This window comes from Arthrobacter sp. 05T47, from assembly GCF_056395825.1.
On sequence record NZ_JBFTKG010000001.1, the window covers coordinates 419235 to 443242 of the forward strand.

General features: G+C 65.2%; 17 protein-coding genes. 7 read left to right on the top strand and 10 right to left on the bottom strand.

Annotation, left to right across the window (positions count from 1 at the left end; all coding sequences use genetic code 11):
• Positions 1-61: 61 nt before the first annotated feature.
• Positions 62-2032: a glycoside hydrolase family 32 protein gene (locus AC1DEY_RS01920; protein ID WP_476866533.1), complete on the bottom strand. Its 1971-nt coding sequence runs from the start codon at positions 2030-2032 to the stop codon at positions 62-64.
• Positions 2033-2139: 107 nt separating this feature from the next.
• Positions 2140-3738 (bottom strand): glycoside hydrolase family 68 protein, encoded by a 1599-nt coding sequence (locus tag AC1DEY_RS01925; RefSeq protein WP_476866534.1) that lies wholly within the window; start codon positions 3736-3738, stop codon positions 2140-2142.
• A 558-nt stretch (positions 3739-4296) separates the two neighbouring features.
• On the opposite strand from AC1DEY_RS01925, the gene AC1DEY_RS01930 reads away from it, so the two are divergent.
• Complete coding sequence (locus tag AC1DEY_RS01930; RefSeq protein ID WP_476866535.1) at positions 4297-4821, top strand: DUF2087 domain-containing protein; 525 nt, start codon at positions 4297-4299, stop codon at positions 4819-4821.
• 111 nt (positions 4822-4932) lie between these two features.
• On the opposite strand, the gene AC1DEY_RS01935 is transcribed toward AC1DEY_RS01930, so the two are convergent.
• The 6 genes from AC1DEY_RS01935 to AC1DEY_RS01960 form a co-directional block, all read right to left on the bottom strand.
• Entirely contained in the window at positions 4933-5226 is a 294-nt protein-coding gene (locus AC1DEY_RS01935) for a hypothetical protein (protein ID WP_476866536.1), read from the bottom strand.
• A gap of 504 nt (positions 5227-5730) precedes the next feature.
• The gene (gene gad / locus AC1DEY_RS01940; RefSeq protein WP_476866537.1) at positions 5731-7110 is read right to left on the bottom strand and encodes a glutamate decarboxylase; all 1380 of its coding nucleotides are present in this window, start codon (positions 7108-7110) and stop codon (positions 5731-5733) included.
• Between the two features lie 31 nt (positions 7111-7141).
• The gene (locus tag AC1DEY_RS01945) at positions 7142-9253 is read right to left on the bottom strand and encodes a chloride channel protein (protein ID WP_476866538.1); all 2112 of its coding nucleotides are present in this window, start codon (positions 9251-9253) and stop codon (positions 7142-7144) included.
• A 423-nt stretch (positions 9254-9676) separates the two neighbouring features.
• Positions 9677-10672: a patatin-like phospholipase family protein gene (locus tag AC1DEY_RS01950; RefSeq protein ID WP_476866539.1), complete on the bottom strand. Its 996-nt coding sequence runs from the start codon at positions 10670-10672 to the stop codon at positions 9677-9679.
• Positions 10673-10897: 225 nt separating this feature from the next.
• Positions 10898-11359, bottom strand: coding sequence for a phage tail protein (locus AC1DEY_RS01955; protein WP_476866540.1), 462 nt, complete (start codon positions 11357-11359; stop codon positions 10898-10900).
• 139 nt (positions 11360-11498) lie between these two features.
• The gene (locus AC1DEY_RS01960; RefSeq protein ID WP_476866541.1) at positions 11499-11888 is read right to left on the bottom strand and encodes a hypothetical protein; all 390 of its coding nucleotides are present in this window, start codon (positions 11886-11888) and stop codon (positions 11499-11501) included.
• Between the two features lie 365 nt (positions 11889-12253).
• Here AC1DEY_RS01960 and AC1DEY_RS01965 point away from each other — a divergent pair, with 365 nt between their 5' ends.
• Positions 12254-13471: a serine hydrolase domain-containing protein gene (locus AC1DEY_RS01965; RefSeq protein ID WP_476866542.1), complete on the top strand. Its 1218-nt coding sequence runs from the start codon at positions 12254-12256 to the stop codon at positions 13469-13471.
• Between the two features lie 33 nt (positions 13472-13504).
• On the opposite strand, the gene ggt is transcribed toward AC1DEY_RS01965, so the two are convergent.
• Positions 13505-15334: a gamma-glutamyltransferase gene (ggt, locus tag AC1DEY_RS01970; protein ID WP_476866543.1), complete on the bottom strand. Its 1830-nt coding sequence runs from the start codon at positions 15332-15334 to the stop codon at positions 13505-13507.
• A gap of 259 nt (positions 15335-15593) precedes the next feature.
• On the opposite strand from ggt, the gene AC1DEY_RS01975 reads away from it, so the two are divergent.
• Both AC1DEY_RS01975 and AC1DEY_RS01980 read left to right on the top strand, forming a co-directional pair.
• Positions 15594-15920 (top strand): hypothetical protein, encoded by a 327-nt coding sequence (locus AC1DEY_RS01975; protein ID WP_476866544.1) that lies wholly within the window; start codon positions 15594-15596, stop codon positions 15918-15920.
• Positions 15921-16022: 102 nt separating this feature from the next.
• Positions 16023-17192, top strand: coding sequence for an alkaline phosphatase family protein (locus AC1DEY_RS01980; RefSeq protein ID WP_476866545.1), 1170 nt, complete (start codon positions 16023-16025; stop codon positions 17190-17192).
• Between the two features lie 55 nt (positions 17193-17247).
• Here the strand turns inward: AC1DEY_RS01980 and AC1DEY_RS01985 are convergent, their stop codons facing one another.
• The gene (locus tag AC1DEY_RS01985; protein WP_476866546.1) at positions 17248-19743 is read right to left on the bottom strand and encodes a bifunctional lysylphosphatidylglycerol flippase/synthetase MprF; all 2496 of its coding nucleotides are present in this window, start codon (positions 19741-19743) and stop codon (positions 17248-17250) included.
• A gap of 346 nt (positions 19744-20089) precedes the next feature.
• On the opposite strand from AC1DEY_RS01985, the gene AC1DEY_RS01990 reads away from it, so the two are divergent.
• From AC1DEY_RS01990 to AC1DEY_RS02000, 3 genes are all read left to right on the top strand, one after another.
• Positions 20090-21457: an alpha/beta hydrolase gene (locus AC1DEY_RS01990; protein ID WP_476866547.1), complete on the top strand. Its 1368-nt coding sequence runs from the start codon at positions 20090-20092 to the stop codon at positions 21455-21457.
• Between the two features lie 327 nt (positions 21458-21784).
• Entirely contained in the window at positions 21785-23281 is a 1497-nt protein-coding gene (locus AC1DEY_RS01995; RefSeq protein ID WP_476866548.1) for a phospholipase D family protein, read from the top strand.
• A 143-nt stretch (positions 23282-23424) separates the two neighbouring features.
• Positions 23425-23988, top strand: coding sequence for a DoxX family protein (locus AC1DEY_RS02000; protein ID WP_476866549.1), 564 nt, complete (start codon positions 23425-23427; stop codon positions 23986-23988).
• Positions 23989-24008: the final 20 nt, after the last annotated feature.

The following is a 24008-nucleotide window of genomic DNA, read 5'->3' on the forward strand; positions in this document are numbered from 1 at the left end:
TCGGTTGATCAAGCGTTTTAGCAAAATTTCTTGCAACTAACGGGCGGGGCCGAGTCACCGGTCAGCGCGCGGAGGCCAGCCGCCTGTAGCCGATGGACTTGAGCGTCAGGGTGCCCCCCGCCGTGGCGGCGTGGAAGCCCGGCGTCGCCGCTGTGGGGAAAACGAGCGATGTCAGCGTCTTTTCACCGCCGTTGATGAAGACCTCTACCGAGGAATAGTCGACGAAGATCGTTAGCTCGACTTTCCCGTTGCGCGGCGGGCTGGCTGCGTGTCGCATCGCCCGGTAGTCAGGGCTGAGTTCAGCGTTGCCGGTGGCGGCAGCATCGGCGTCGCGGGAGATGAAAGCCGACTCCTTCACAAAGTCGTACCCGACCGTCGCGAACGGTCTCCCTTCGCCTCCCAGCTCAATCCTGGCAACGGAGCCGTCATCGCCCGGAGTGCGCTCCAGAGTCACATCGAGCCGGTACGCACCGCCCTCCGGAACGGGCAGCTCCCCTGCGCCTTCCTGGGTCATCCGGCGTTCCCCGACCGTTGCCACCGGGCCTCCAAGTGACTCCATCGCGGCGGTGGGCTGAGACACGAGGGTCGGCGTCCCCCTGATGGTTTCCAGCCTGATATCGCGCACCATCGAGTCCGCTCCCCCATGCCAGTCCTCGGTGGGCAGCTGCCGGGCGTACGCCCAGTTGTTCATCCACCCGATGGCGTGCCGCGAGGACATCCGCTGGCTTTGGGTGAGCCTGGGATCATCCCAGGTCACGGCGGCGTAGAAATCGGAGCCGGCGTCGAGCCACTGATGCGGCTTGCCGGACGCTGTGAAGCGGGTTCCGTCCCACTCGCCGGTCCAGTAGGCAACGCCGGTGGTGAATCCCTCGCCGCTTCCGTTGGCACTGGCGGCCAGTACCCAGGTCCGTTTGGCGGGATCGCCGTCGAGGTCCAGCTGGAAGAGGTCTGGGCATTCGAGGGTGCCCAGCCCGGTGCGTTCGAAGCCTGACGCGTAGCTCCAGTTCTTCAGGTCCGGCGAGGTGTACAGGCCGATTTTTTCGCCCTCGGCGAGTGCCATGACCCATTGGCCGTGGGCTTCGTCGCGAATGATTTTCGGGTCCCGCCAGTTAGGTTGGCCGGGGTTGTCCATGACCGGGTTCTGCGCGTACGCAGTGAAGGAGTATCCGTTGTCGGTGGAATAGAACAGGGACTGCCGCTGGATGCCCTGGTCCTGTTGGGTCAGGACCGCGATCACGGCTCCCTTGCCAAAGCCGGCCGAGTTGTCCGTGTCTACGACGGTGCTTCCGGTCTCGACGTCGCCGAGCCCGTTTTTGTATTTGGCGATCGCCACCCCTTCGTCCTTCCAGTGCACCAGGTCTGTGCTGGTCAGGTGATACCACTCCGTACCGTTTTCCTTCGGATACCCGGCGTTGTAGAGGTAGTAGTAGTGCCACAGCCCGTCAATCAGGATCGGCCGCTGCGGATCGTTCATCCAGTTCTTTGCGGGCGTGATGTGGTAGCTGGGCCGGAACCTGGATGCCCCGTTGGGGCGATCGAAAGCTGCGACGGCGGGTGCCGGGGCCTTATGTCGCACGCCCAAGTCCGAGAGCATGGACTCCACCGCCTCCGAGCTCATGCAATCCGGGCGGACGAGGTCACCGGTTCCCGCCCGGACCACGCGGTCCTCCCGGCTCGACATGACCTCGACGTCGCCTCCGCTCCGGGCGGCCGCCACCCACCCGTTTCCGCATTCGATGCTCCGCAGGTCCGCCACTCCATCGGTCCGGATCGGCTGGGCCAGCTTCTCGAGAGTGCGGTCACCGCCGCTGAGCCAGTAGGAGCCGTACTGCCCACGGGTTTCCTTGGCCTCTCTCTGCGCGTCGGCGATGCCGCGGAGCGCCTGCCCGGCCGGACTCTGGGGAGCCGGACGGGACCCGGCCGACTGGACCAGAGCCACCGCGACAAGCAGGGCTGCGGCTGCTGCTGCCGCCGCCGCAATCCAGATCCTGCGGGCGCTCAGCGCGTGTAGAAGGTTTTTCACATTCAACATTCCTGGTTCTGGTGGGCGTCATCCGGCCCCATCCATGGCCTGCGTGTACGGAGGAGGAAGCGCCCGGAATCCGGGCGCTTCCTCCCTGTTACTGCCCGCCTACTTCACTACTTGTAGTGGCCAGCCCCGCCGACGTTGACGTTGGTGGGGAGGTAGCCGAACGGGCCGAGGCCGTTCTGGCCGAAGCTGCGGTCGACCGCCGAGACGCCGTTGCGGAAGTTGATCTTCACGGTGGGCGAGAGCGAGCCGCCCCGGACGCCGTTGACGTTGTCGATGAAGGACTGCACCAGGCCGCCGGGCTGCACGTAGTGCGAGTACGCCTGGAACTGGCGGCCGTTCTGGCGGGGGTCAGGCCCTTCGGGCGCGTTGGCCGGCATGTTCAGGTCCGTGGGGGATGCCAGGGCCAGGCCGCTGTTGTTCATGGGCTGGTAGTCGGAACGGACACCGTCGCCCACAAAGCCGTAGACCCCGTCAGGGCCGCGCATTCCATCCGCGTAGGTGAACTGGTGGCTGATGGTGAAGAGGTAGTACTTGTTCTTGCCGCCCTCGTTCTGGATGAAGATCTGCGGGCGCTCGGTCTGGTCGTTCACGCAGTTCGCTGACAGGATCGGCGGCAGGAAGTGCCACTTGGTCAGGTCCTTGTTGTCCGCTACGGCCAGGCCCACGTTGGCGGTCTGGAACCACGAGCCGGTCGTGGTGTTCACGGTGTTCGTGGATTCGGCGTTCGGGTCCCCCGGCTGGTAGCCAAGGTCCGCGTCCGTGCACTTGTAGCTGCCCCGCTGGCCGCCGGTGTTGCCTTCGAAGACCATGAAGGTCTGGCCCGGGTGGGCCGGGTCTGCGAACGTGTACGGGTCCCGGAACGCGAAGCCGGGGTTCTGGGCCTTGTTCTGGTACATGACGCCGTCCGGCTCAAGGAGCTTGGTGTGCTCGAAGCCGTCGAAGCTCACGCCGTTCTTGTCGGCGTGGATGTTGCCCAGCGCCTTGGCGATCACGGCATCCGGGGCGATTCCGCCGCCGCCGGCGTTGCGCTCGGCAACGTCGTAGAACGTGGTGGCGGTGTAGAAGACGTTGACGTGGTTCCCCTGCATGAGGCGGGTGGAACCGGACCATTCGGTGTTGCCGATGGAGGTGTTGTCCAGGAACAGGTGTCCGCCGTAGTTCCACTTGTCCTTGGCCGGGTCGGCGTTGGTCTTGCGGAAGAAGTAGCCGATCCGGGCGTTCCAGTGCCGCTGGTCGAAGCCGTAGCCGGCGTGCCGGTCTGCGACGAGTGAGAAGATGACGTCCCAGCCCTTGTAGCTGATCTGGTTGGCGTTCTCATCCGTCAGGGACCACGTGTCCCAGACCCACACGTCGTCGTTCATGGCTGGGAAGTCCTGCGGAATTTCCGGCATGGTGACGTTCGGGCTCATGGAGTTCTGGCCCGGGGTCACGTCCTTGCTGCTTTGGGCCATGATCTGCTTGGCATCCGCACGCGTCCACTTGGAGGTGAAGGCCGCGGCCGGGTCGAACGGCTGCTGGGTGTGCTTGGTGGGCAGTGGGAAACCGGGGGTCGGAGCCGGCATCTGCCCGCCGCTCGGCGGATCCGAGGGCGCGTTTGCCTGCGCCGACGGAACCGAAAGGAAGACGGAGGCCGCCACGGCCGCCGCCAGGGCCGCGGCGACAGAACGCCACCGCAGCTTCCGGGGTGTATTGGGGTGCTCGTGCATTTTTTGCTCTTCTCGCGGAGTGAGACCATTCGTGGAAGACGGGCATATGCCCTCATTCCCCGAAACTCCGACAGCCCCAATGACACCGAAGGCGTCATCGAGGACGCCATCGTGTCGAGGAGACGGGACCTCGGTAGGGCCCCGCCTGGTGGCGGCAGGAGCTGGTCGCGTCCTGTCGCCGGGAAACACGTTAGGCAGTCCGAGGCAGGTCGCCAAACCCTGTTTCCGGGTCCCCTCGCGGTTTTCAGGCAACTATGTGCAAGCGCTTACATTAACGTCCACGCGCGCGTGCCACAGCAGGAAAATCGAGTCAAATGTTGCGGAGGGTGGCTGAAAAAAGCTGGGAATTACCCGTGCGTTTACCCGATTTTTGCCGGACGGCCGGCTCTTTGTTCAATCCCGACGGCGGCGCTGCGGCGGCTCGCTGTTCGCTCTCGGACCGAAGACTGAACCGGTCCCCCATCCGCGGCGCCCTGTCCGTCGCACTCGATCAGGACTACGATTTCCAAACGCCCGGCGAGCGGCACGGGCGGGTGCAAACGCAAAGTAAGGACAGCTGTGACCGGAGGAACCAGGCTTAGCGGACCGCACTGGCGGCGAGTGGTGGCAGCCCTCGCCAACAAAGATGCCCGCACTGCCTACGCGCAAATCGTGTTGGGTGCCACGTTTCCCGATGTGGTTGCTGATCTAAATGATCGACGGCGAAGCCGGGCCATCACCACCCTGCTTGACGCTGGACTGGTCGAACGGAATGCGGCCGACGAACTCGAGGCGTCTGAGGCGATCTTCCGCGACCTTCTCACGCACCAACCCCGGCGACAAGCCCAGACCGGATCGGCCCGCTTCATGCGCCTCGGCAGGATCGAACGGTATCCGGCCAACATGACGGAACGGCGTGAGCTCCTGGCCTGGATTGTCAGCGAGGCGATCGAGCCGGGCGAACACCTGACGGAAAAGCAGGTCAACGAGCGGCTCCTCAGCTATAGCGATGATGTCGTGATGCTGCGCCGCTACCTGATCGACTTCGGACTGTTGGAACGGACGCCGTCGGGCTCCTCCTACTCCCGGCAGGAAGAAAGCTGAACCAAGCAGCGACATTCCGCGATGCGTTTCTACGTTGAACTGGTTCATTCAGCCGATCGATATCCTTTAGCCCACTATCACCCGGCCCGGGATATATATTGATTCCGTAGCTCATGCATTTGCTGCTTCAGCCCGACGGCGTGAGGCCAGCACGCCGTAGAACGCGACCACGACAAGGACAAACGTTGCGAAAACTGATGCCCTAACGGCGAGCGAAAGCTCCATTTGGTGAGGTAGGAGCATTGTCTGGTCCCACCCCGCATTATCGGCGCGAATAATAAAGTCTAAGTCGATCGGATCCCACAGGATGGCCGCCAAGCTTGCTGCAACCAGGGCCCAGAGGCTGAGGACGAGTTGGACGACGGACAGTACCGTCGGCTTTCCCGTTTGTTTTGTTTGGACCAAACCTTCCCCCTATTGCGTCGCGATGGTGGCCGCTTCAGCCACTGTCAGTACATTGTCCTCAGCCGGAACTAAGGCACCCGGGGCTGGCCGGCTCGATAGGCTTTGAGTGCATCTTCCCTGATCCACTTTCTGGTCAGGAAAGCGTCCAGGACGCAAGAAACGGCGAATGTCACCCAGGAAATCGATATAGGCACGAGGCCCGCAAAAACCAAGGCCATGACTGCAACCACTAAGCCGGAAGAAACATAGCAATACATTCGGCGCGCAGGGTTCGCAAATCGTGCCTCTTGCGTCTCGCGAAAGTAGTTCAGCATCAATCCCCCAAGGTTCGAATCGGAGCCTACAGCAATGGACGCGCCAAATAGTGCTAAAAGATGCGAACTCGGCATGGGGCGGGATTGAGTGTCATGCCACGTTTGTGCGGTTACCGGAAATGAATGTGCAGAACCCGTTGTTGCGATCGTCCCGGAGGTGTCGGGCCCGGTGCGTCACCGGTGGGCTGGGTCAATGGCCGGGTCCGATGATGATCTTGTTTCGTTCGGATTCATGCGCGCCGCCCTTCTTCGCCAGCGTGGAGCACGCCTCTTCGATGTCGCGGGCGAGCGTGTCGACGTGCTCGCGGCTCATCGTTTCCTTGACCAGGGCCCGCATAATCGTCACGCCTTGGGCGTTCGGAGGCAGGGTGTATGCCGGCACCATCCATCCGCGCTCGGCCGAGAGCTGCCAGGCAATGTCGAACTCGTCGTACCCGGGGTCGGCGGCGAGCCGGAACGCGACCAGGGGAAGTCGCTCCTCGTCGGCGCCGATGATCTCGAACCGTCCCATGGCTTCCAATTTCTCGGCGAGGACGCGGGCATTGGTCTGCATGTTCTGCATGATGTAGGTGTAGCCGGCGCGACCATAGCGCACGAAGTTGTAGTACTGGGCCAGAACCATCGACGATCCGGTGGAGAAGTTCAAGGTGAAGGTTGAGTCGGTCTTGCCGAGGTAGTTCTCCTCGAAGACGAGGTCCTTGGCCAGGTCGGCCTTTTCCCGGAAGATCAGCCAGCCGATGCCGGGGTAGACCAGCCCGAACTTGTGCCCGGAGACATTGATCGAGTGGACCTGCTCGAGCCGGAAGTCCCACTCGGAGTCCGGGTAGAGGAAGGGCCAGACGAATCCCCCGCTAGCCCCGTCCACGTGCAAGGGAACGTCCAGGCCCCGCTCGCCCTTGATCCGCAGCAGCAGGTCGTTGATGCCGACGATGTCGTCTTTGTGCCCGGTGAAGGTGGTACCCAGCACGGCTGCGACTCCAATGGTGTTCTCATCGATGTGGGCCTGCACGTCCTCCGGGCCGATCGTGTACTTCCCCGGCTGCAGCGGCACGATCCGCGGCTCGACGTCGAAATAGCGGCAGAACTTCTCCCACACCACGTGAACGTCGCCGCCGAACACCAGGTTGGGGTTCGACGTCGACGCGCCGGCGGCCTCGCGGCGCTTGCGCCAGTTCCACTTCAGGGACAGGCCGCCGAGCATGATCGCCTCGGACGACCCTTGGGTTCGGGCGCCGGTCGTCTCGCCTGGCGCGTGGAAGAGGTCGGCGAGCATCCGAATGCAGCGCTGCTCGATCTCTGCCGTGCGGGGATATTCGGCGTGGTCGATGAAGTTGCGGTGCAGGTTCGCTGCGATGATCTGCTGGGCCTGCGGCTCCATCCATGTCGTGACGAAGGTCGCCAGGTTCCGGGCCGGATCACCCTCCAGCGCCAGGTCCTCCGACACCAGCCGCAAAGCGTCCTCGGCGGGAATGCCGGTCTCCGGGAACTCCCGGCTCGGAACTTCCTGGGTGATGAATCGGTTGCCGAACAGCGTCACGTCGGCATCCGTCGGCTGGAAATTTTCTGACATCACTTCTCCTCCAGAGACTGTTGAAAAGGGATTACGGATGAGTTCCCCGGTCCGCGGGAACCGCGGCGTCGGTGGATTCTGGACTCAGCATCAGGATGGCGCCCGTGAGGAAGCACAGGGCTCCCACGAGTGTGCCGAGATTGGACAGCTCGGCGTTCCACATATTGCCGCTCGACGGTATGACAAAGGCCGCGATGGCCGAGATGCCGAACGCAACAGAGCCGGCCACGTTGATGACGCCGATCTTCCACGTCCGAGGCCTGGGCAGCCCGGCAATCGCGCCGCGACCGGCATCGCGTAACGCAACACCGCTTGAAACCAGGAAGGCGACTGATCCCAGAGCATCGGGGCGCCAGACCCGCTGATCGGTCAGCGCCGCACTGAGATTTTCACGCAGCGCATTTCCAGTACTCCAGTTGAACCACAGTGTGCCGGCAAGTTGAACCGCGCCAGCGAGCCAGCCGAGATTCCGCGGCGCCCACGCCCAAAACGAGTTGCGCCGCGTGGAACCCACGGCCGGAAGCGCGTCAACGGCTCCGCGGTACTGCAGGAACGCCGCGCCGGTGAAGAACAGCGAACCGGCGAAGAATGTGGCGGCACACCACCGCAGTCCCACGGCCTCGGCGTATTGCGGCACCGCCCCCAAGGCGAACAGGCTCGAGCCAACGATGAACAACCAGGCGATCCGCCTGCCCCCCGCCGTCGAACGTCCCGCGCTTGAGAACTCAGTTGCACGGTCGGCGCTCGAGGGGGGCAGATGTTGGATGCCGCCGGCATCCTCAGGCGTCGCGGACGCCGTCGTGCCGGGACCAGAGCCCGGGTCCGGGCCAGGGCCGCGCGGGCCAGGGACCGGGAGCACATTGGAGATCACGAAGGACACCGCCACAGCCACCACCACCTGGGGTGTTACGGCCACACCGTCCACTCCCAGCAGCAGCGTGGCCAGTAGCGTCGACGTCAACGGCAACCGCAGCATAGCCGCGCACATGGCTCCTATGCCCATGCCGATTGCTGCCGCGAGATTCATTCCGGGCAATCCACTCGAGGCAATGCCGAGCGCCGCACCGATGAACATCGACGGGAACACCGGACCACCACGAAATGCGCTCAGTGAGAGTCCGTAGGCCAAGGTCTTGCAAGCGATCAGCAGGACCAGCACAGGAAGGGAGTAGTCCGCGGCGCGTTCGACCAGCTCCGGAAGTGCGTCCTGCCCCGAGAACAACACCTGCGTGAAGCTTTGCCCAGAGATCAACTGGTACGTCATCGCGGTTAGACCGATCAGCAAGCCGAGCGCAGAGGTCACCAACACCCGGTTCAGATGCACGACCGGACGAAGCGACAGTCCGACCCAGCGGATCAACCATCCCAACAGTGCGCCGGCCAGGCCCATGACCACCGCCCAGCCCAACGTCGCCAACGTCGGCGGCTCCGCAGGCGGCACCACGGGCAGCGCCAGCGAGAAGCTGCCCAACCCGGTCCAGCCGTCCAAGCCGACGAATACCAGCGCCCCGACGCCAGAAGCGAGCAGCCCGGGCAGAGCCATCAGGCTCAGCGTCATTCCCCCGATCCCGGCGGCTTCCATGATCAGGAATGCACCGAGCACGGGAGACCCGAGCAGGGTACTGATCGCTGCGAAACTGCCTGCCGATGCCATGATCGTCAGGGCCATCGGCGGAGCGTCCTTCTTCACCAGGTGCACCGCCAACGCCCCGAGTCCGCCACCGATCGCGATCAGCGGCCCCTCAGGCCCGAGCACTGCACCCAGGCTGAGCGTGGTCAGCGCCGCGAGAATGATGCCCACGAGCTCCCGCCCGCTCGGCGGGCCGCCGCCCGTCTTGAAACCGAAAGCAGGTGAGTGGCCCCCGGTTCCCGGCAGATACCGGATGGTCAACGCCGTCAACAACCCGCACAGCACCAACCACGGAACCGGCCACCACGCAGGAGCAGGACCCCCGAGGACTTGATTCGGCAGCCCGCCGAAGACGTAACGCTGGACCGCCGCGACCAACGCGAGAAAGCCGTAGGCAATGGCCGAGATGGGAACGCCCAGCACCGCCGCCAGCACGAGTGCACTGATGTACTGCTTCGAACGAATCACGACGGCGGGATCGAAATTTGGCGGCGACGCGGCAGGCCCGCTCATGGCCGGCAACCCTGCGCGCAGATGGCCATACTCAGCCACCGTCCGCCCGAAAGTGGGCCACCAGCAAACGAAGCCGCCGAGGGGACGGGTTCGGTTCGCCCGTGGTAGCAGCTGAGCATCGCTTCTCCTTCCGCTGGCCGTCCGCTAGACGGCGGGAGCCTCTAGTGAGGTCTCACAAGCGATAGAGGCGGGTCAATCGGATGTTCTCCAAGCTAACGCTTCCAGTGGGGGCAGTCTTCACCCAATGCGGGTGAAAGAGAACTAAAGGGTCCGGCATGATGGGGAGATGCAGCTCCACACAGAACGCCTGCTCTTCCGCGAAGAAGCACTCATTCCCTAGACGGTGACCACCTCTCCAGACAGCGCCCCGGCCGGCCGATAGAACAGCCCAACGGCTGGCCGGAGCGATTGGGGTCGTAGGCGTCAGCGCCAGAATTCGGTGAGCTGCCCGGCAAGGGCTCTGCCTTGCTCGTAGCCCGCGCGAGCGGCGGGCGGACGCAGCGACAGGTCCATCGCATTGGCGCCGAACATATGCTCGGAGTCGCTATCCGGGAGGATCGTTTGGACATGGCTGCCGTGTGCGCGTAGCTCGTCGACCTGTGTTGCGAGATGCGTGCCCCAGCCCACCGGAGTCCGTGACCTGCCGCCAAATGGTGAGAGCACCAACACGCGTGCGTAGCCTGCTGCAAGATCGGCATTCTCGGCGTTGGACCGGTAGCCGCCGTCGATATATCCGCTGCCGCCGATTCTGTAGGCGAAGCCACTGGCGCAGCTGGCGGCCACGGCGTCCACGAGGTCGACCCCGCTGTGGCGGTCGAACACGACCGGCTCACCCGTATTGGCGTTGACCGCCGTGATGTGCACCGCCTGGTCCGGCCAGTGCTGGCTGGGCAGGCGGGCGGCGACGGTATCGCGCCACCGCGTTTGGCCGGAGCCGTCCGACGCCGCGTCCATTTCGAGCGCTGCCGCGCCCAGTCTGCGGCGCATATCGGCCGCGTCCTCAGCAGCGGCGATGATTCGGCCCGTTCGCTCAATGTGGTTCACCGCCGGTCTGACCGGGGCGCGTCCGTTGTCGGATCCCGCCGGACCAGTCCGTTGCTGGGGCGCGGCAGCAAGGATGGCGGCAAGCAGTTCGGCCGGGGGCGCGCCAGTGATTTGGGCCGCGGCCGTCGATCCGGCCGACGTGCCGATGATCAGGTCGGCGTCGGTTGCATCCAGCCCGGCTTCGAACAGGCCGGCGATGACGCCGATCAGCCAGGCGTTGCCTGTCGATCCGCCACCGCCGAGGACCAACGCCCGCTCGCCCGCGGCGCGTGGCTGCCTTGTGGCGTCGGTCTGCGGCTGATCCTGGTCGGTCCCCGGCAGGTCGGAGGACGTCGTCGAAGTGGAGTGCAGAGGTGAAGAAGGTGTTGTGTTCATGGGAGTCGCCTTTCGCGAATTGCCTGTTGGGCGCTCCCGGTGGCGACTACCTCAGTCGCGCGATCGTGAACTGCAAGGGAGCACCCACTGTGGATACTGCGTACATGGGACTCACCTCCTGCCGAAAGATCACGATTAGTGAAACGCTAGCACGCCCGCGGTTGGATCACGATGCCCGGCCGATCCTCCGGGCCTCAGGGCGGCGGATCCACGTGCCGGAGAATGTCAGTACTCGCCCTTGATCACGAAGTAGGAGCCTCGGATAACGCCCGCCAGCTTCGATTTTTGGCGGGCAAACTTGAAGCTGGACGCCAGTTCCTCCCGAATTTCCATGCCTTCGGCGAGTTTGAAACCGACTGCCCTCTTCCCGCCGTCGATGCCGTACATGACGTTGACCGACAGCCCCGACTCGTAGAAGACGTAGGCCATCCGGGTGCCGTCAACTTCGAAGGCGGTCGCTTCCAGCGGGCGGGAGCCGATGACGATCTCACGCTCGTCCTGGAGTATCCGGCTCACCCGGTCGACCACCTCCGGAACCTCGCTCGCGGGGCTCACTGTGAACGCGTGGCCGTACTTGTTCCGGAAATAGCGGGCCTCGTTGGCGCGCAACCCTGCCAGGCTCTCGGCGAACGGCGACGATTCCAAGCCAACAGTGGAAACGTTCTCGAAGTCAACGGTGTACGGCATGCACCCTCCTGGTAGGACATATTGGGACCAATGCTAACGCGAGGACGTGCCGCGAACCCCAATCCCCAGTCAGAAAACGGGCGCGATCGGGGTGGCAGATTTTGCCGATCCCCGATCGCCGGATCCAAGGGGTGTGCGTTCACCAGGTGCCTGAGCGGTGATGGCGCCTGTTGTCGTCGTGCCGGTGTCCGTTATGGTCCCAGAAACCATCCTTGTCATGCCGGCAGCCGTCCCGGCCCGTCCAGGAGCCGTTGTGAGCGTTGTCGCCACGCCAGTTGCCGTTGTCGTCACGCCAGCCCCAGCCGTCGGAGTTGTCATGCCACCGGTTCTCTCCGTCCCACCAGCCGTGGTTGGAATCGTGCCGGTTGACGTCGCGCACCTCGTGCCTGTGCTCGAACGACGACTGGCTCCACGAGCTGGCGGCGGTAGTGGAGGTCGTAACGGCAGCGCTGGCTGGCATCGCGCTGGCGCCCAGGCCCAAAGTCGCCGTCACAGCGGTTGTTCCGATGATGCGAATAGCCTTGTTCATGAACTTCATCCTTTGAGGACTCGTCCTCCGCACTGCTCCTGCCGGAACCAGCCACCCTCCGGCGGTAACGGCTTGGGCGTCCCCGGACGCCATTCCGGACAGCGCTTCGGGAGGTCAATGATATTCAGTGGAGTTGTTCGGCCGAGCTTGGCCGGCGGGCTCCGGCCGGGGCCTGCAGAGCCGGTGCCGCACGGGGTTAGTTGCCCCGAGCACCTTTCCAGTTTACCCACTAAGCCGGTCCCCGGACAGGGATTAATGACGGGCGTTCCCAGCAACGTCGGGCGCTCTTTCCAGCGCGGGCTGTCTGGGGAGCGACTTTACGAGCCGACCTATCCACAGGAGGCGTTTGAGCGTAAAACCAAGCCATGGGCGCCTTGGCTGCTTGGCTGCGGACGGGTTTTGGTCCGCTCGGTGCCGTCGTTTTCTCGGCGGCTTTGGTTGTCGCTGTGAGCGGCTGCGTGGGTACCGCTCCCGGGCAGGCTCCGCCGAGCCCGGGAGGGGCGGCTCCGCCAAGCGTCGCCGCGATCCAGGCAGCGACGGATTCTCTGGAACGCAGGGTCCAGCACTTCATGGATGGAGGGGCGACGTCCTTGGTTGTGCAGGTGAGATGGCCTGGCGGCGAATGGTCCAAGGCCTACGGGGTGCGAAACCTGGACAGCAAGGACCCGGCCCGGCCGCAGGACCGGGTATCGGTAGCCAGTATTACGAAGTCGATGGTCGCTGTCTCCGTATTGAAACTCGTCGACCAGGGACTTATCGGGCTCGATGACCCGGTGAACGGTGTCCTGGAGAGCTTCCGAACCACGCTGCGGCCGCCCGGACCGATCACCGTCCGCCAGTTGCTGGACCATAACTCCGGCATGCCTGATTTCGGCGACTCCGAATACGCGGCGGGACCACTGAAGCAGGTCGCGAACACACGGATCAGCATGCAACAAGGACTCGAACTGGCCTCCACGCTCCCCTGGGAGACCAAGAACGTGGACCGCTTTTCTTACTCGAGCTCCAACTACATGGCCCTCGGCCAGCTGATCGAAAAGCTGCGCGGACGGCCCGTTGCCGACGTGCTCAATCAAGACATCTTCGCTCCTCTTGGACTTCAGCACACGTCTCTGGCCGAACCGGACCGCGGGGCTCCGGACAACATCCACGCCTACGTCATTGACGGCGGCGAACGGGTCGATGTCACCCAGCCCGAGGTTTTTGTCGGCTCCCCCGCAGGCGGCGTCATCTCCACCACGCAGGACATAAACACCTTCTACCGGGCCCTCCTGCGCGGCCAGCTGCTTTCCCCCGCCATGCTTGAGGAAATGAAGAAGAAGACCGAATTTTGGGACTATGGACTCGGTCTAGAGCGGTTTCCTGACACATGTTCCGGCGACTTCCGCTACGGCCATGGAGGGTACTTATTCGGCTACATGAGTATTTCCATCACGAGCGCCGACGGCGGCAACCAGATCACGATGACCATGGCACACGCCCCGCTGCAGTGGCACGACCCTGCCACTGCACGCCGCGTCGACCTGCTCCAGACGCAGATGGAAGCGGCTGCCCAGGAAACCCTCGACCGCCTCTGCCAGTGAACGGCCGTGGAGCCGGGCCCGGACTGCGCGGCCCTACTTCGGCGAGGGTTTGAGTGCCATCGCCGATCCGCCGCCCCGCCTGACGGGCTCGGCTGCGGCGACCATGCCGCCGTCGGGCAGGAATTCGATGGCGGTCGCGGCGCCGATCTCCGCTGCCGAGGTGAACGCATCCCCCGACGGCGTGAACTGATGGCCAAAGGGCGTCAATTGGCTTCCGTACGCGGCGATGAACTCCGGCTCGGCCGTGACCTTGACCGTGTTGCGTTGCGAGGCACGCGGCGCAACGATCGCCTCGGAGATGGTCATGCCCAGGTCCACCCGGTTCAGGATGGTCTGCAGGACGGTCGTGATGATGGTCGATCCACCGGGCGAGCCGAGAGCGAGGAACGGCTTGCCCTCCTTGAGGATGATGGTCGGCGACATGGACGAGCGCGGGCGCTTCCCGGGCTCGATCCGGTTCGGGTCGGCCTGGTTGTAGACGGTCGAGAAATCCGTCAGCTCGTTGTTGAGCAGGAAGCCGCGGCCGGGGACCACCATGCCGGACCCACCCGTCTGCTCGATCGTGAGCGTGTAGTCGACCACGTTCCCCCACTTGTCCGCGACCGTCAGGTTGGTCGTGGAGATGTTCTCGGTGTCCTTCTCCTCGGCGAGCGCGACGGCGGCGGCCGGGCACGCGCCGTCGTACGCCGACACGTCCCCCGGAGCAACGGGCTTCGTCGCCGCGTGAACTGGGTCGATCTTGCAGGCGCGCTCCTTGCCGAACAGCGGGTCGGTGAGCGCTGCGGTGGGGACGCTGACAAACGCGGGGTCACCGACGTACTTGCCCCGGTCCGCGAAGGCAAGCGCACTGGCCTCCAGGTAGTGATGCAGGGCGCCGGGCGTGGACATCCCTGACAGGTTGGAGGGCTCCAGGATGTTCAGCGCCTCGCCGACTGTGGTGCCGCCGCTGCTGGACGGCGCCATGCCGTAGACGTCCAGGTCGCGGTAGCCCACGTGGGTGGGCGCCTGGTCCAGGGCGCGGTATGCGGCAAGATCCGCCGTCGTCAGGTGGCCTGCCGGAACGGGCAGCGTTGTGCCGGCAGTCTTGGGCGGAGCCTGCACCGTGGCCGCGATCTCGGCCGCGAGCGGGCCGCCGTAGAAGCTGCCAGTGCCCTTCTTCGCGAGGAGTCGGTACGTCTCGGCGAGGTCGTGGTTCTGGAAGACGCTGCCGACGGCGGGGGCGTCGCCGCCCGGGAGGAACAGGTTGCTCGTTGAGGGGAATGCCTCGAACCGGGCCTTGTTGTCGAGGGTTTGCTGTCGGAACGTCTGGTCGACCACAAAACCTCGGCTCGCCACGTTGATGGCAGGCTTGAGGGCATCACCAAGGCTGAGCGTGCCCCAGCGCTGGAGGGCACGCTCCCAGGTTGCCGGCGTGCCGGGGACGCCGACGGAGACGCCGCTCGTGACGAGCTCGGGCGTGAAGCGGTAGGGCTGCCCGGTCGCCGGGTCGATGAACGCGTCGTGCGGCATGCCGGCCGGTGCGGTCTCCCGGCCGTCGATCGTGCCCACCCTGCCGGTCTTCGCGTCGTAGAACACGAAGTAGCCTCCGCCGCCTATCCCGGCGCTGTACGGCTCGGTGACGCCAAGGGTCGCCGCAGCAGCGACGGCGGCGTCCGCCGCGTTGCCGCCCTTCCGGAGGACCTCGATGGCCGCAGCGGATGCCTCCGGGTCCACGGTGCTCACCGCGCCGCCGTACCCGGTGGCGGTGGGCGTCTTTGCTGTTTCCCGCGGATCGGCCAACGCAGGGGCGGCGACGACGCCACCCGTCACGCTCAGTGCCAGTGCCGCCGTGACGGCCGCCAGCCCACGTGTCATATGTGCCATGATCGCTCCCGAGTCCGTGTTATGCGTATTGACAATTGCTGTCACGCTACTACGCCGATCGGCAACACTCAACACTTGCGGGCTGAGTGGTCGACGGCGTTCGGTGGCCTTCGGAAGAGGCCGGCCAGGTCCTCGCGCCGCCCGCAGCCCCTGTCCGCCGCACTCGCGCAGGGCTAGGATTTTGCCTGTTGGCCAAGCACGCGGTGACCAGCACCGGCGGGGGCAGGCGCATAGGCAGACGCAGAGTGAGGAAAACGCTGTGACCGGACGGACGAGGCTGAGCGGACCGCACTGGCGGCGAGTGGTGGCAGCCGTCGCCAATAACGACGCGCGGACCGCCTACGCGCAAATAGTGCTCGGCGCCAAGCTCCCCGACGTGGTTGCTGATCTGAATAACCAACGGCGAAACCGGGCCATCGCCGCCCTGCTTGAGTCTGGGCTCGTCGAACGGAATGCCGCCAACGAACTGGAGGCGTCTGAGGCAATCTTCCGCGACCTGCTCACTCAGCAACCGCGGCGTCGTACGGAATCAAGCGGCCTGGGCGCAAATCCTGGCGTAGCAATGAGGTCCACCGGCAGGCGTTGACCGTGGTTCGGTACGGGGAGACGATTATTGGCACAGAATCAACACCGTCCTGCGCGGCGCGCGCCGTGCGGGATTGTCACGACCGTTGTGGCAAGGAGTCTGATGCGCCGGAAATCGCTGTTGCTGGGCATGACTATGGTCTTTGCGCTGCTGGCCGGGCTCGGTGGCAACCAGCCGGCCGGTCCTGCGGGCTGGGTCCCGCCCATTCGCCACGTATTTGTGATTGCGCTGGAGAACGCGTCCTTTGCCCAGTCGTACGGCCCAACCTCGCAGATCCCTTATCTTGCTCAACCGCTGCGAGGCCAGGGCGTCTTGCTGAGCCAGTACTACGGGACCGCGCATTACAGCTTGGGGAACTATCTGGCCATCCTCGGCGGTGTCGCCCCGAACGCGGATATCCAGATGGACTGCCCTGCATACCAGGACATGTTGAATCCCTCCGCGGCACCCGGCGGGCAGGTCAAGGCCGCCGCCGGCTGCATCTTTCCCGCGCCGGTACCCACCTTGGCTGGTCAGCTCACGGCCAAGAATCTGTCCTGGAAGGGATATATGGAGGACATGGGCAACATCCCCGGCCGGGAAGAACCCACCTGCGGAAAGCCCGCCTTGGGCCCGGAATCGGCAGACCTAACGCAGAAAGCCACGGCCGGCGATGCCTACACGGCCCGGCACAACCCGTTCCTCTATTTCGCCTCGGTCGCCGCAACCCCCGCGTGCGCCGCGAACGTGTTTCCGCTGTCCCGGCTGCCCCAGGACCTGGCAGCGGTCTCGACCACGCCTAACTTCTCCTTGGTCTCACCGAGCCTGTGCAACGACGGACACAATGCGAACTGCCCGGGCCAGTCAGCCGGTCCTGGAGCCGAAGATGCATGGCTGCGAACGTGGATCCCCCGCGTCATGGCTTCCCCTGCCTATCAGCAGGACGGGGCCATCATCATCGTCAATGACGAGGCCGGGGGCGATACCAGTGCATGCTGCAAGGAGCCCTCCGGACCGAGCGTCCCCTATCCCGGGCTGCCGCCGTCGGCTGCCGAGGACGGGACCTTCGCGGCCGGGCCGGGCGCCGGCAAGGGCGGCGGCCGAATCGGTGCGCTCATCCTTTCCCCCTTCGTCAGGCCCGGGACAACCAGCGCGACGCCCTACAACCACTACTCGCTCCTGAAAAGCATCGAGGACCTGTTCGCACTCCCCCACCTTGGCTACGCCGCCGCCCCCGGTCTCGCCAGGTTCGGCTCCGACGTCTGGGCGGTCCCCGCCGCCACGGGCTCCTGACGCAGCGTGGGGGCCGCCGGTGTGGCGGCACGGAGTCTCATTCCGGGCTGCTGCTTCAGCGCCCGGCGGCCATGCTGCCCCGCTTGAGGATCCGGTGCAGGAGTTGGAATCCTTCTCCGAGGGAGAGACCGGGAAGGTAGGCCCGGCCGAGGGCGTTTCCAATGCCCGGCAGGGCCGCGGAGTCCGGATACACCATATAGAGCGGGACGTAGCGGGGGTCGAACTTGCGTTTAAAGGCCAGCAGGGACCGGAATCCGTAGACGGGTTCCAGTGCGGCTCCGAGAGCGTCCAGCAGCCGGTCCAGGCCGGCGGCCGGCGGCAGACCCTTCGGCGCCATGCCCGGATGTCCCTCCGGGGGTACGCGGACCAGAGGTGCACCGGAAAGGCTGATGAACCCGTATCCTTCGTCTTTGAGTCCCGTGGCGGCCGAGGCGATAAGGAACTCGATCGCTGCCCGAAAACCACTGTTGCGCCGCCTCATGAAATCCAAGGTCCAGCCGGCGATTTTCCTATCGCGGTAGACCGGAAGCCATGATGTGACCGCGTGCACCACGTGATGGGTGTCGATGGCCAGCAGGCAACGCACTTCCGGGTCGTTGAGTTCCTCCAGGCCACCAAGGGTAAAGCCCATTTCCGGCAGCTTTCGATCCGCGACCCATTCTTCGGAGATGGCTTGGATCTGGGTCTGGACGTTCAGTCCGGCGGTGGGGTATCGAACCCATTCTGCGTGGATTCCGGCCTTGGCCGCGTTGTTCATGGCAGTGCGGACATCCTGGAATTTTTTCCCTTTGAAGGACAGCGATTCCAATGGCAGGACGGTTTCCTGGGCAACCTGAACCGAATCCCAGCCGAGTCCGGATACCGCGTCCCGGACCTCTGCGGGTACCGAGTAAAGACATGGCGTCCACCCGTTCGATTGGCAGTACTGCGAGAATTCCTCCACGACTGCCGAGGCCCGGGCCGGAGGCCCCACGGGTGGACCGAGCGTCAGGGCGATCCCGGCGATGACGCGGTAGGCGATGAAGCTCTCACCGGCGCCGGAAAACCAGTAGGTGTTCCCGGACCAGGTTGTCATCCAGGAAATGGAGCTGTTCTCCTGTTCTTTGAGGATCGCCAGAGCCCGGTCTTGGTCGTTACCGCGTCCGTCCGGAGCGGGTCGCAGAAAAGTTCGAAGGACCAACACACCCGTGGCGGCCCAGAACGCGATGCCGACTCCCTCATAGAGCAGGACGGCAGGGGTGCTCTGCGGGAAAAACGCGGGCGGGACATCCACGGTGAACCCCAGGGGCAGGATCCTGTCCGGGACATCGGCCAGCAGATCCGCCGGACCAGGGACAGGGGTAAAGCCCGCCGCTAGGACCAGACCGGAAGCCACATAGACCAGACCCAGGGCGCAGACCAGGCCCAGTACCTGCAGACCGAGCCGCGTGTAGGTCCCCCGGGGTGCCGCGACTGGAAACAACTTCCGGCACGCGAGCAGCACACCGAATAGCGCCACCGGCATGAGGAGCGGCACCACCAGTGCCAGCGGCTGGGTGCTGTTGCCTGGTTGGCTTGCGTTTACCAGCTCGCCGGCGACGGTATTCGGACCGGCGGACTGCAGGACGCCGACCAAGGTGATGAGCGCCAGCGCCGACAGTCCGGCCAGGACGAGCAGTGCCGCGGCCCAAGCGAACCGTCGTCCGCGGCGGAGCCCCTCAGCGAGCAGCAGCAACATGAGCGACGGGACAATCGCCATGAAGATGCCGCCAGCGCCGGCCCTCAGCTGCAGGTGCAAGGCCTCGCAGTACCTGTGCTGGGCCGGGACGGCGCACACATTTTGCAACGTGTTGGGATCAACCGGCTCGATGTCGGTGAACAGATAACGCAACACCGACAACGGACCCACAGCGTGCGGGAGCAGGCCGGAAACGACCGGCCCGACCGCCGATACCGCGACCAGGAGGGCTATGAGCACGCGGCCCTCATGCCTGGTGCTCACCGGGCGCACAAGCCGGGGCCGGCCGCCCAGCAGCAACGGGCCCAGCAGCGCCCCGGCGATGCCGGCACCCAGCCGGACAAGGTCCGTGAACCCCCCGCTGTAGAGGGCCAGGAGTGTCAGTAAGCCGAAGGTGCCAAGTCGGATCCGGCGCCGCCACAAGGCACCCATGGAAGCCGTAGCCGCCATGGCCGCCCCGCAGACCATGGCGCTCGGACCAAGAAAGTACGTGCCGCTCATTCCCGCTGCCCAGGATCCCATCACGGCCCTGGCCGCAGCCCAGAACACGACGGCGACAAGGACTCCCGCCGTTTGCGCCAGCACCGCCGAGAGCGAAAACTTCAGGCTCCCCATCTGCCTTTCCACTGGAATGGCGGCGACCAGCACAAGGACTGTTCCCAGCATGTACCCGGGCAGATCCCGGGCCCAGAACGCGGACGTCAGCACCGTCCACCAAGCTTCGGGCAAGGAATGCGCGGACGCCGCGACACTGGACCTCCACCCTGGCCCGGGACCGGAGACTATAGCCGACGACACGGCGCCCAGCATCCAGAAGAGGACCACAAATCCCATAGAGACAGGAGCATTCCTCAGCACCGGGAACATCCACCGCTTTGGCCAGCGAGGACGGGGCGGGCTGTCTCGTTCGACGGGCGGCGACACTGGCACGCGGAATTCCTTTCAGGATGGTGAGGAGTTTTAGGCTGGCCCATCCTGTCAGTTCCATTGCACCACTTCCGCCCGCCCAGCAACACAGGCGGCACGGAGAACGCCCACGGTGGACGGCAAGGAAGACCCGGAATTCCCAGCTTCCCCTCCGATGAACGTGCTATAAAAACTTCATCGGCCACCCGCAGCCGCGGTTGTGAAGCATCGCCCAGGCGGCAGGTAGGACCACATCCTAGGGCAGGAGGGCGGAGTGGAGCAGTTTCTCAGCCTCAGCATCGTCGATGAACCGCTGCTGCACGCTTTCTATGCCGTCGCCCTCCTGACAGCCCTCGCCCTGCTGATACGCCGGGTCGTGCTGCCAGGCTCGGTGCTCCGTTCCCGGTTCCCGGCCCGTACCCGAAAGAATGACCGGCCGAAGCCATTGGGACGCCGGACGTGGCTCATCGTGGCCGGGGCGGGAGTGTGCGTCGGTGCCCTGGCAGGCGCCGTCACCTTGGTCATCTGCGAATTCCTGCTGAACGTCTTCGGCCTGCCGCTGGACGCTGACACCCGCGCCTGGGTGATCGCCGCGTTCGCCGGTACCGGCCTCGCGGTCGTGAACCTGTGGCGCTCACACTGGTGGCGGAAAGCCGGTGCCATCCTTGCCGTCCTGCTCTTCATCACGACGGCGGCACTGGGCATCAACGCCGCGTACGGCCTGAACCCGACTCTTGGGGCCCTGCTGGGCATGACCCAGACCGGCCATCTGGCACTGCCCAGGCTGAACCCAAACCTGCCGCAGGATAACGGGAACCCCTTATGGCAGACCTGGAATCCCCCTGCAGGGATGCCGGCCACCGGGCAAAGCGGGCCCGTATCGATCCCGGCGCCCGTCTCCGGGTTCCAGGCCCGGGACGCCTACCTGTACCTGCCGCCCGCCGCCCTAGTCGACAATCCGCCGGCCCTGCCCATTATCGTCATGATGATGGGCCAGCCGGGAGGACCTGAGCAAAACAAGTCTGCCGTTCAGGAGCTCAACACCCTGGCCCGGCAGAACCACGGATTGGCGCCGCTGTTCCTCACCATCGACCAGCTGGGCAATCCCTACCGGAATCCCGTCTGCGTGGATTCGGCCAAAGGCAACGTGTACACCTACGTCACCACCGACGTCGTCAATTTCATCCGTAAGAACCTCAACGTCTCTCCCAACCGGATCCAGTGGGCCGTGGCCGGGTACTCCAACGGAGGGGAATGCGCGCTCTCGTTCGGGGCCAAAAGGCCTGAACTCTTCGGCTCGCTGCTGGATATCTCGGGCGAGCTGGAACCGATCGACGGCTCCGCGGACAACACGGTGAAGACCATCTTCGGTGGAAACCAAGCCGCCTTCAATGCGGAGAAACCCGCCAATATCCTGAAGGCACACAAGTACAGCGACGAACTGGCCATCTTCACCCACGGTGCCGTTGACTCCCTGTACGGGCCGCAGGCCACCACCGCCCAGGCGGACGCAAAGGCCGCAGGGATGACCACCAGGCGGTTCGTGGGCGCCGGCATCGGGCACCGCGGCGATGCACTCGACTACGGCCTCAAGACCGGGCTGCCCGTCCTGTATCAACGGTTCGGCCTCGCCCCGCCCTGAACAGCCATAGGCTGGACAACACCGAAGCAGCCGCGGACTCAGCGTGAGCGTCCTGGTTGGACATTGGCTGGGCCGGGGGTTCTTCGGACCGCCGGGCCGCGCGGCTGCTGCCCGCTAATATCCGGAGTTTGCGACCCGGTCGCTGTCAGCATGGTCGTAGGTTACTTTGGAGACCGGACACTAGCGGCCTGGCCCCGGGCCCGAAAGAAGGACTGAGTGGACAACGATACTGGCACGTGGTTTCTGAGTCGCGCTGAGCGGGGGAATCTGGCCACAGACGTGCACGCGGGCGGTGCCGGATCGCCGTCGTGGTCGGAAGGCAATCTGGTGCGGCCCCTGATTCATGGCGCGACCTACTTCGCCCGGCTGCACGAGGAGTTGACGGCCCTGAAGGCGGGAGACCGCGTGTGGTTCACCGACTGGCGTGGCGACGCCGATGAGCGGCTGCTGGCGGACGGACCGTCGATCGGGGAGGTGCTCGCGGGGTTGGCCCGGGCAGGAGTGGAAGTGCGGGGCCTTGTCTGGAGATCCCACGGAGAGAGCGTGTCGTCCCCAATCAGCAACCGATCCAACGAGCTCCTAAGTCGTCAGGTCAACGACGCCGGTGGAGAGGTGCTGCTGGATCAGCGTGTACGCATGTTCGGCTCCCATCACCAAAAACTCGTCGTCATCCGCCATCGGGACAATCCGTCGCGGGACGTCGCGTTCGTCGGCGGGATCGATCTATCCCACACCCGTCGAGACGACGTCGACCATGCGGGAGACCCGCAGGCGGTGAGCATGGATTCCAGGTACGGGGACCAACCACCGTGGCACGATGCGACGCTCGAACTGCGTGGCCCCGTGGTGGCAGATGTCCTGGCGGTGTTTGCCGAACGGTGGAACGACCCGCATCCCCTAGACCGGAGCACCCCCTACCGGCTGCTGCTGCAACGTATGGCCCGAATGCCCCGGCACCCGGAACCGCTCCCGGCCACTGCACCGCCGCCGCCACCGGCGGGCCCTCACGCTGTGCAGCTGCTGCGCACTTACGGGGTGAAACGTCCCCCGTTCCCGTTCGCACCCGACGGGGAACGCAGCATCGCTCGCGGCTACGCGAAAGCCTTCGCCCTCGCCCGCTCGCTGATCTATATCGAGGACCAGTACCTGTGGTCAACAGAGGTCGCAGCAGGAATCGCGGAGGCCCTCGAACGGAACCCTGAACTGAAGGTGATCGCCGTCGTGCCCCGTTACCCCGATTCCGATGGTCCGATCGCAGGACCGGCCATCCGGATCGGGCAACTGCGTGCCATCAGGATGCTGCGCCGGGTTGCTCCGGACAGGGTGGGCGTGTTCGACCTGGAGAACAGTGCGGGAACTCCGATCTACGTCCACGCCAAGATCTGCATCATCGACGACACCTGGATGACCTGCGGCTCAGACAACTTCAATCGCCGATCCTGGACCACCGACAGCGAGCTCACCTGCGCCGTACTCGACACCACTGCCGACAACAGCGAACCACCGGGCACGGGCCAGGACGCTTCCCGCCCGTTGGCCCAACGGCTCCGCCTCCAACTCTGGGCCGAACACCTGGGCTTGGACCAGAACGATCCCCAGCTCCAGGACCCGGCGGCCGGGCTCAAGCTTTGGAACGCCACCGCAGACGCCCTCGACCAGTGGCATGAAACCGGGCACCGCTCGCCCCGCCCCACCGGACACGTGCGTCACCACACTCCAGAGCCCGTGAGGGCCCTGCAACGCCTCTGGGCGGTCCCGATGAGCCGCCTCGTCGTGGACCCGGACGGCCGCCCCCGCCGGCTGCGTGGCACGACAGAGTTCTAGGCGACTACGCCTGATCGGCAACGGGATGACCAAGACTTCCTAAAGGCTCCTTCCCGTGACCGGTTCGTCGCGCCGACGTAGAATCGTGCTGGACAAAGAGCGCCGGCCGGCGCGGCGCCACAGCGCATCCAAGGAGGACTCCTATGAGCCATGGACCGACCAGCCCTGAGGCTGCCGCCGCCGCACAGACCCTGTTCCGGGTCGCCCTCGGAGGCGTGCTCATCGCTCACGGATCCCAGAAACTCTTCGGGTGGTTCGGCGGAGGAGGAATCGAAGGCACCAGCAAGGGCATGCACGCTATGGGCTTTCGCCCGGCAAAACCCAGTGCCATCCTCGCAGGCGTGGGTGAAGCAGGAGCCGGTGTTGCCCTAGCCCTGGGGCTGGCCACTCCGGCCGCCGGCGCCGCCGCTGCTACCACGATGGGCGTCGCGGCCAGCGTCCATGCCCCTAACGGCTTCTTCGCCACCGAGGGCGGCCTTGAGTACCCCGCGGTGCTGGGCTTGGCGGCAGCATCGTTCACCATCGGCGGCCCCGGACCCTTCTCCCTGGACTCGCTCACCGGTCATATCCTGGACCGGCCCTGGATGCGGGCGGCTGCCTTAGCCGTGATACCTGCAGCCATCGGGATCCAGATCTACCGCCGGCGTATAGCCCTGGCCAACGACACGGTGGCAACGGATTCCGGATCCCCGGTGGAAGAAGGCTAAGCCCACCCCATCACGCCTTA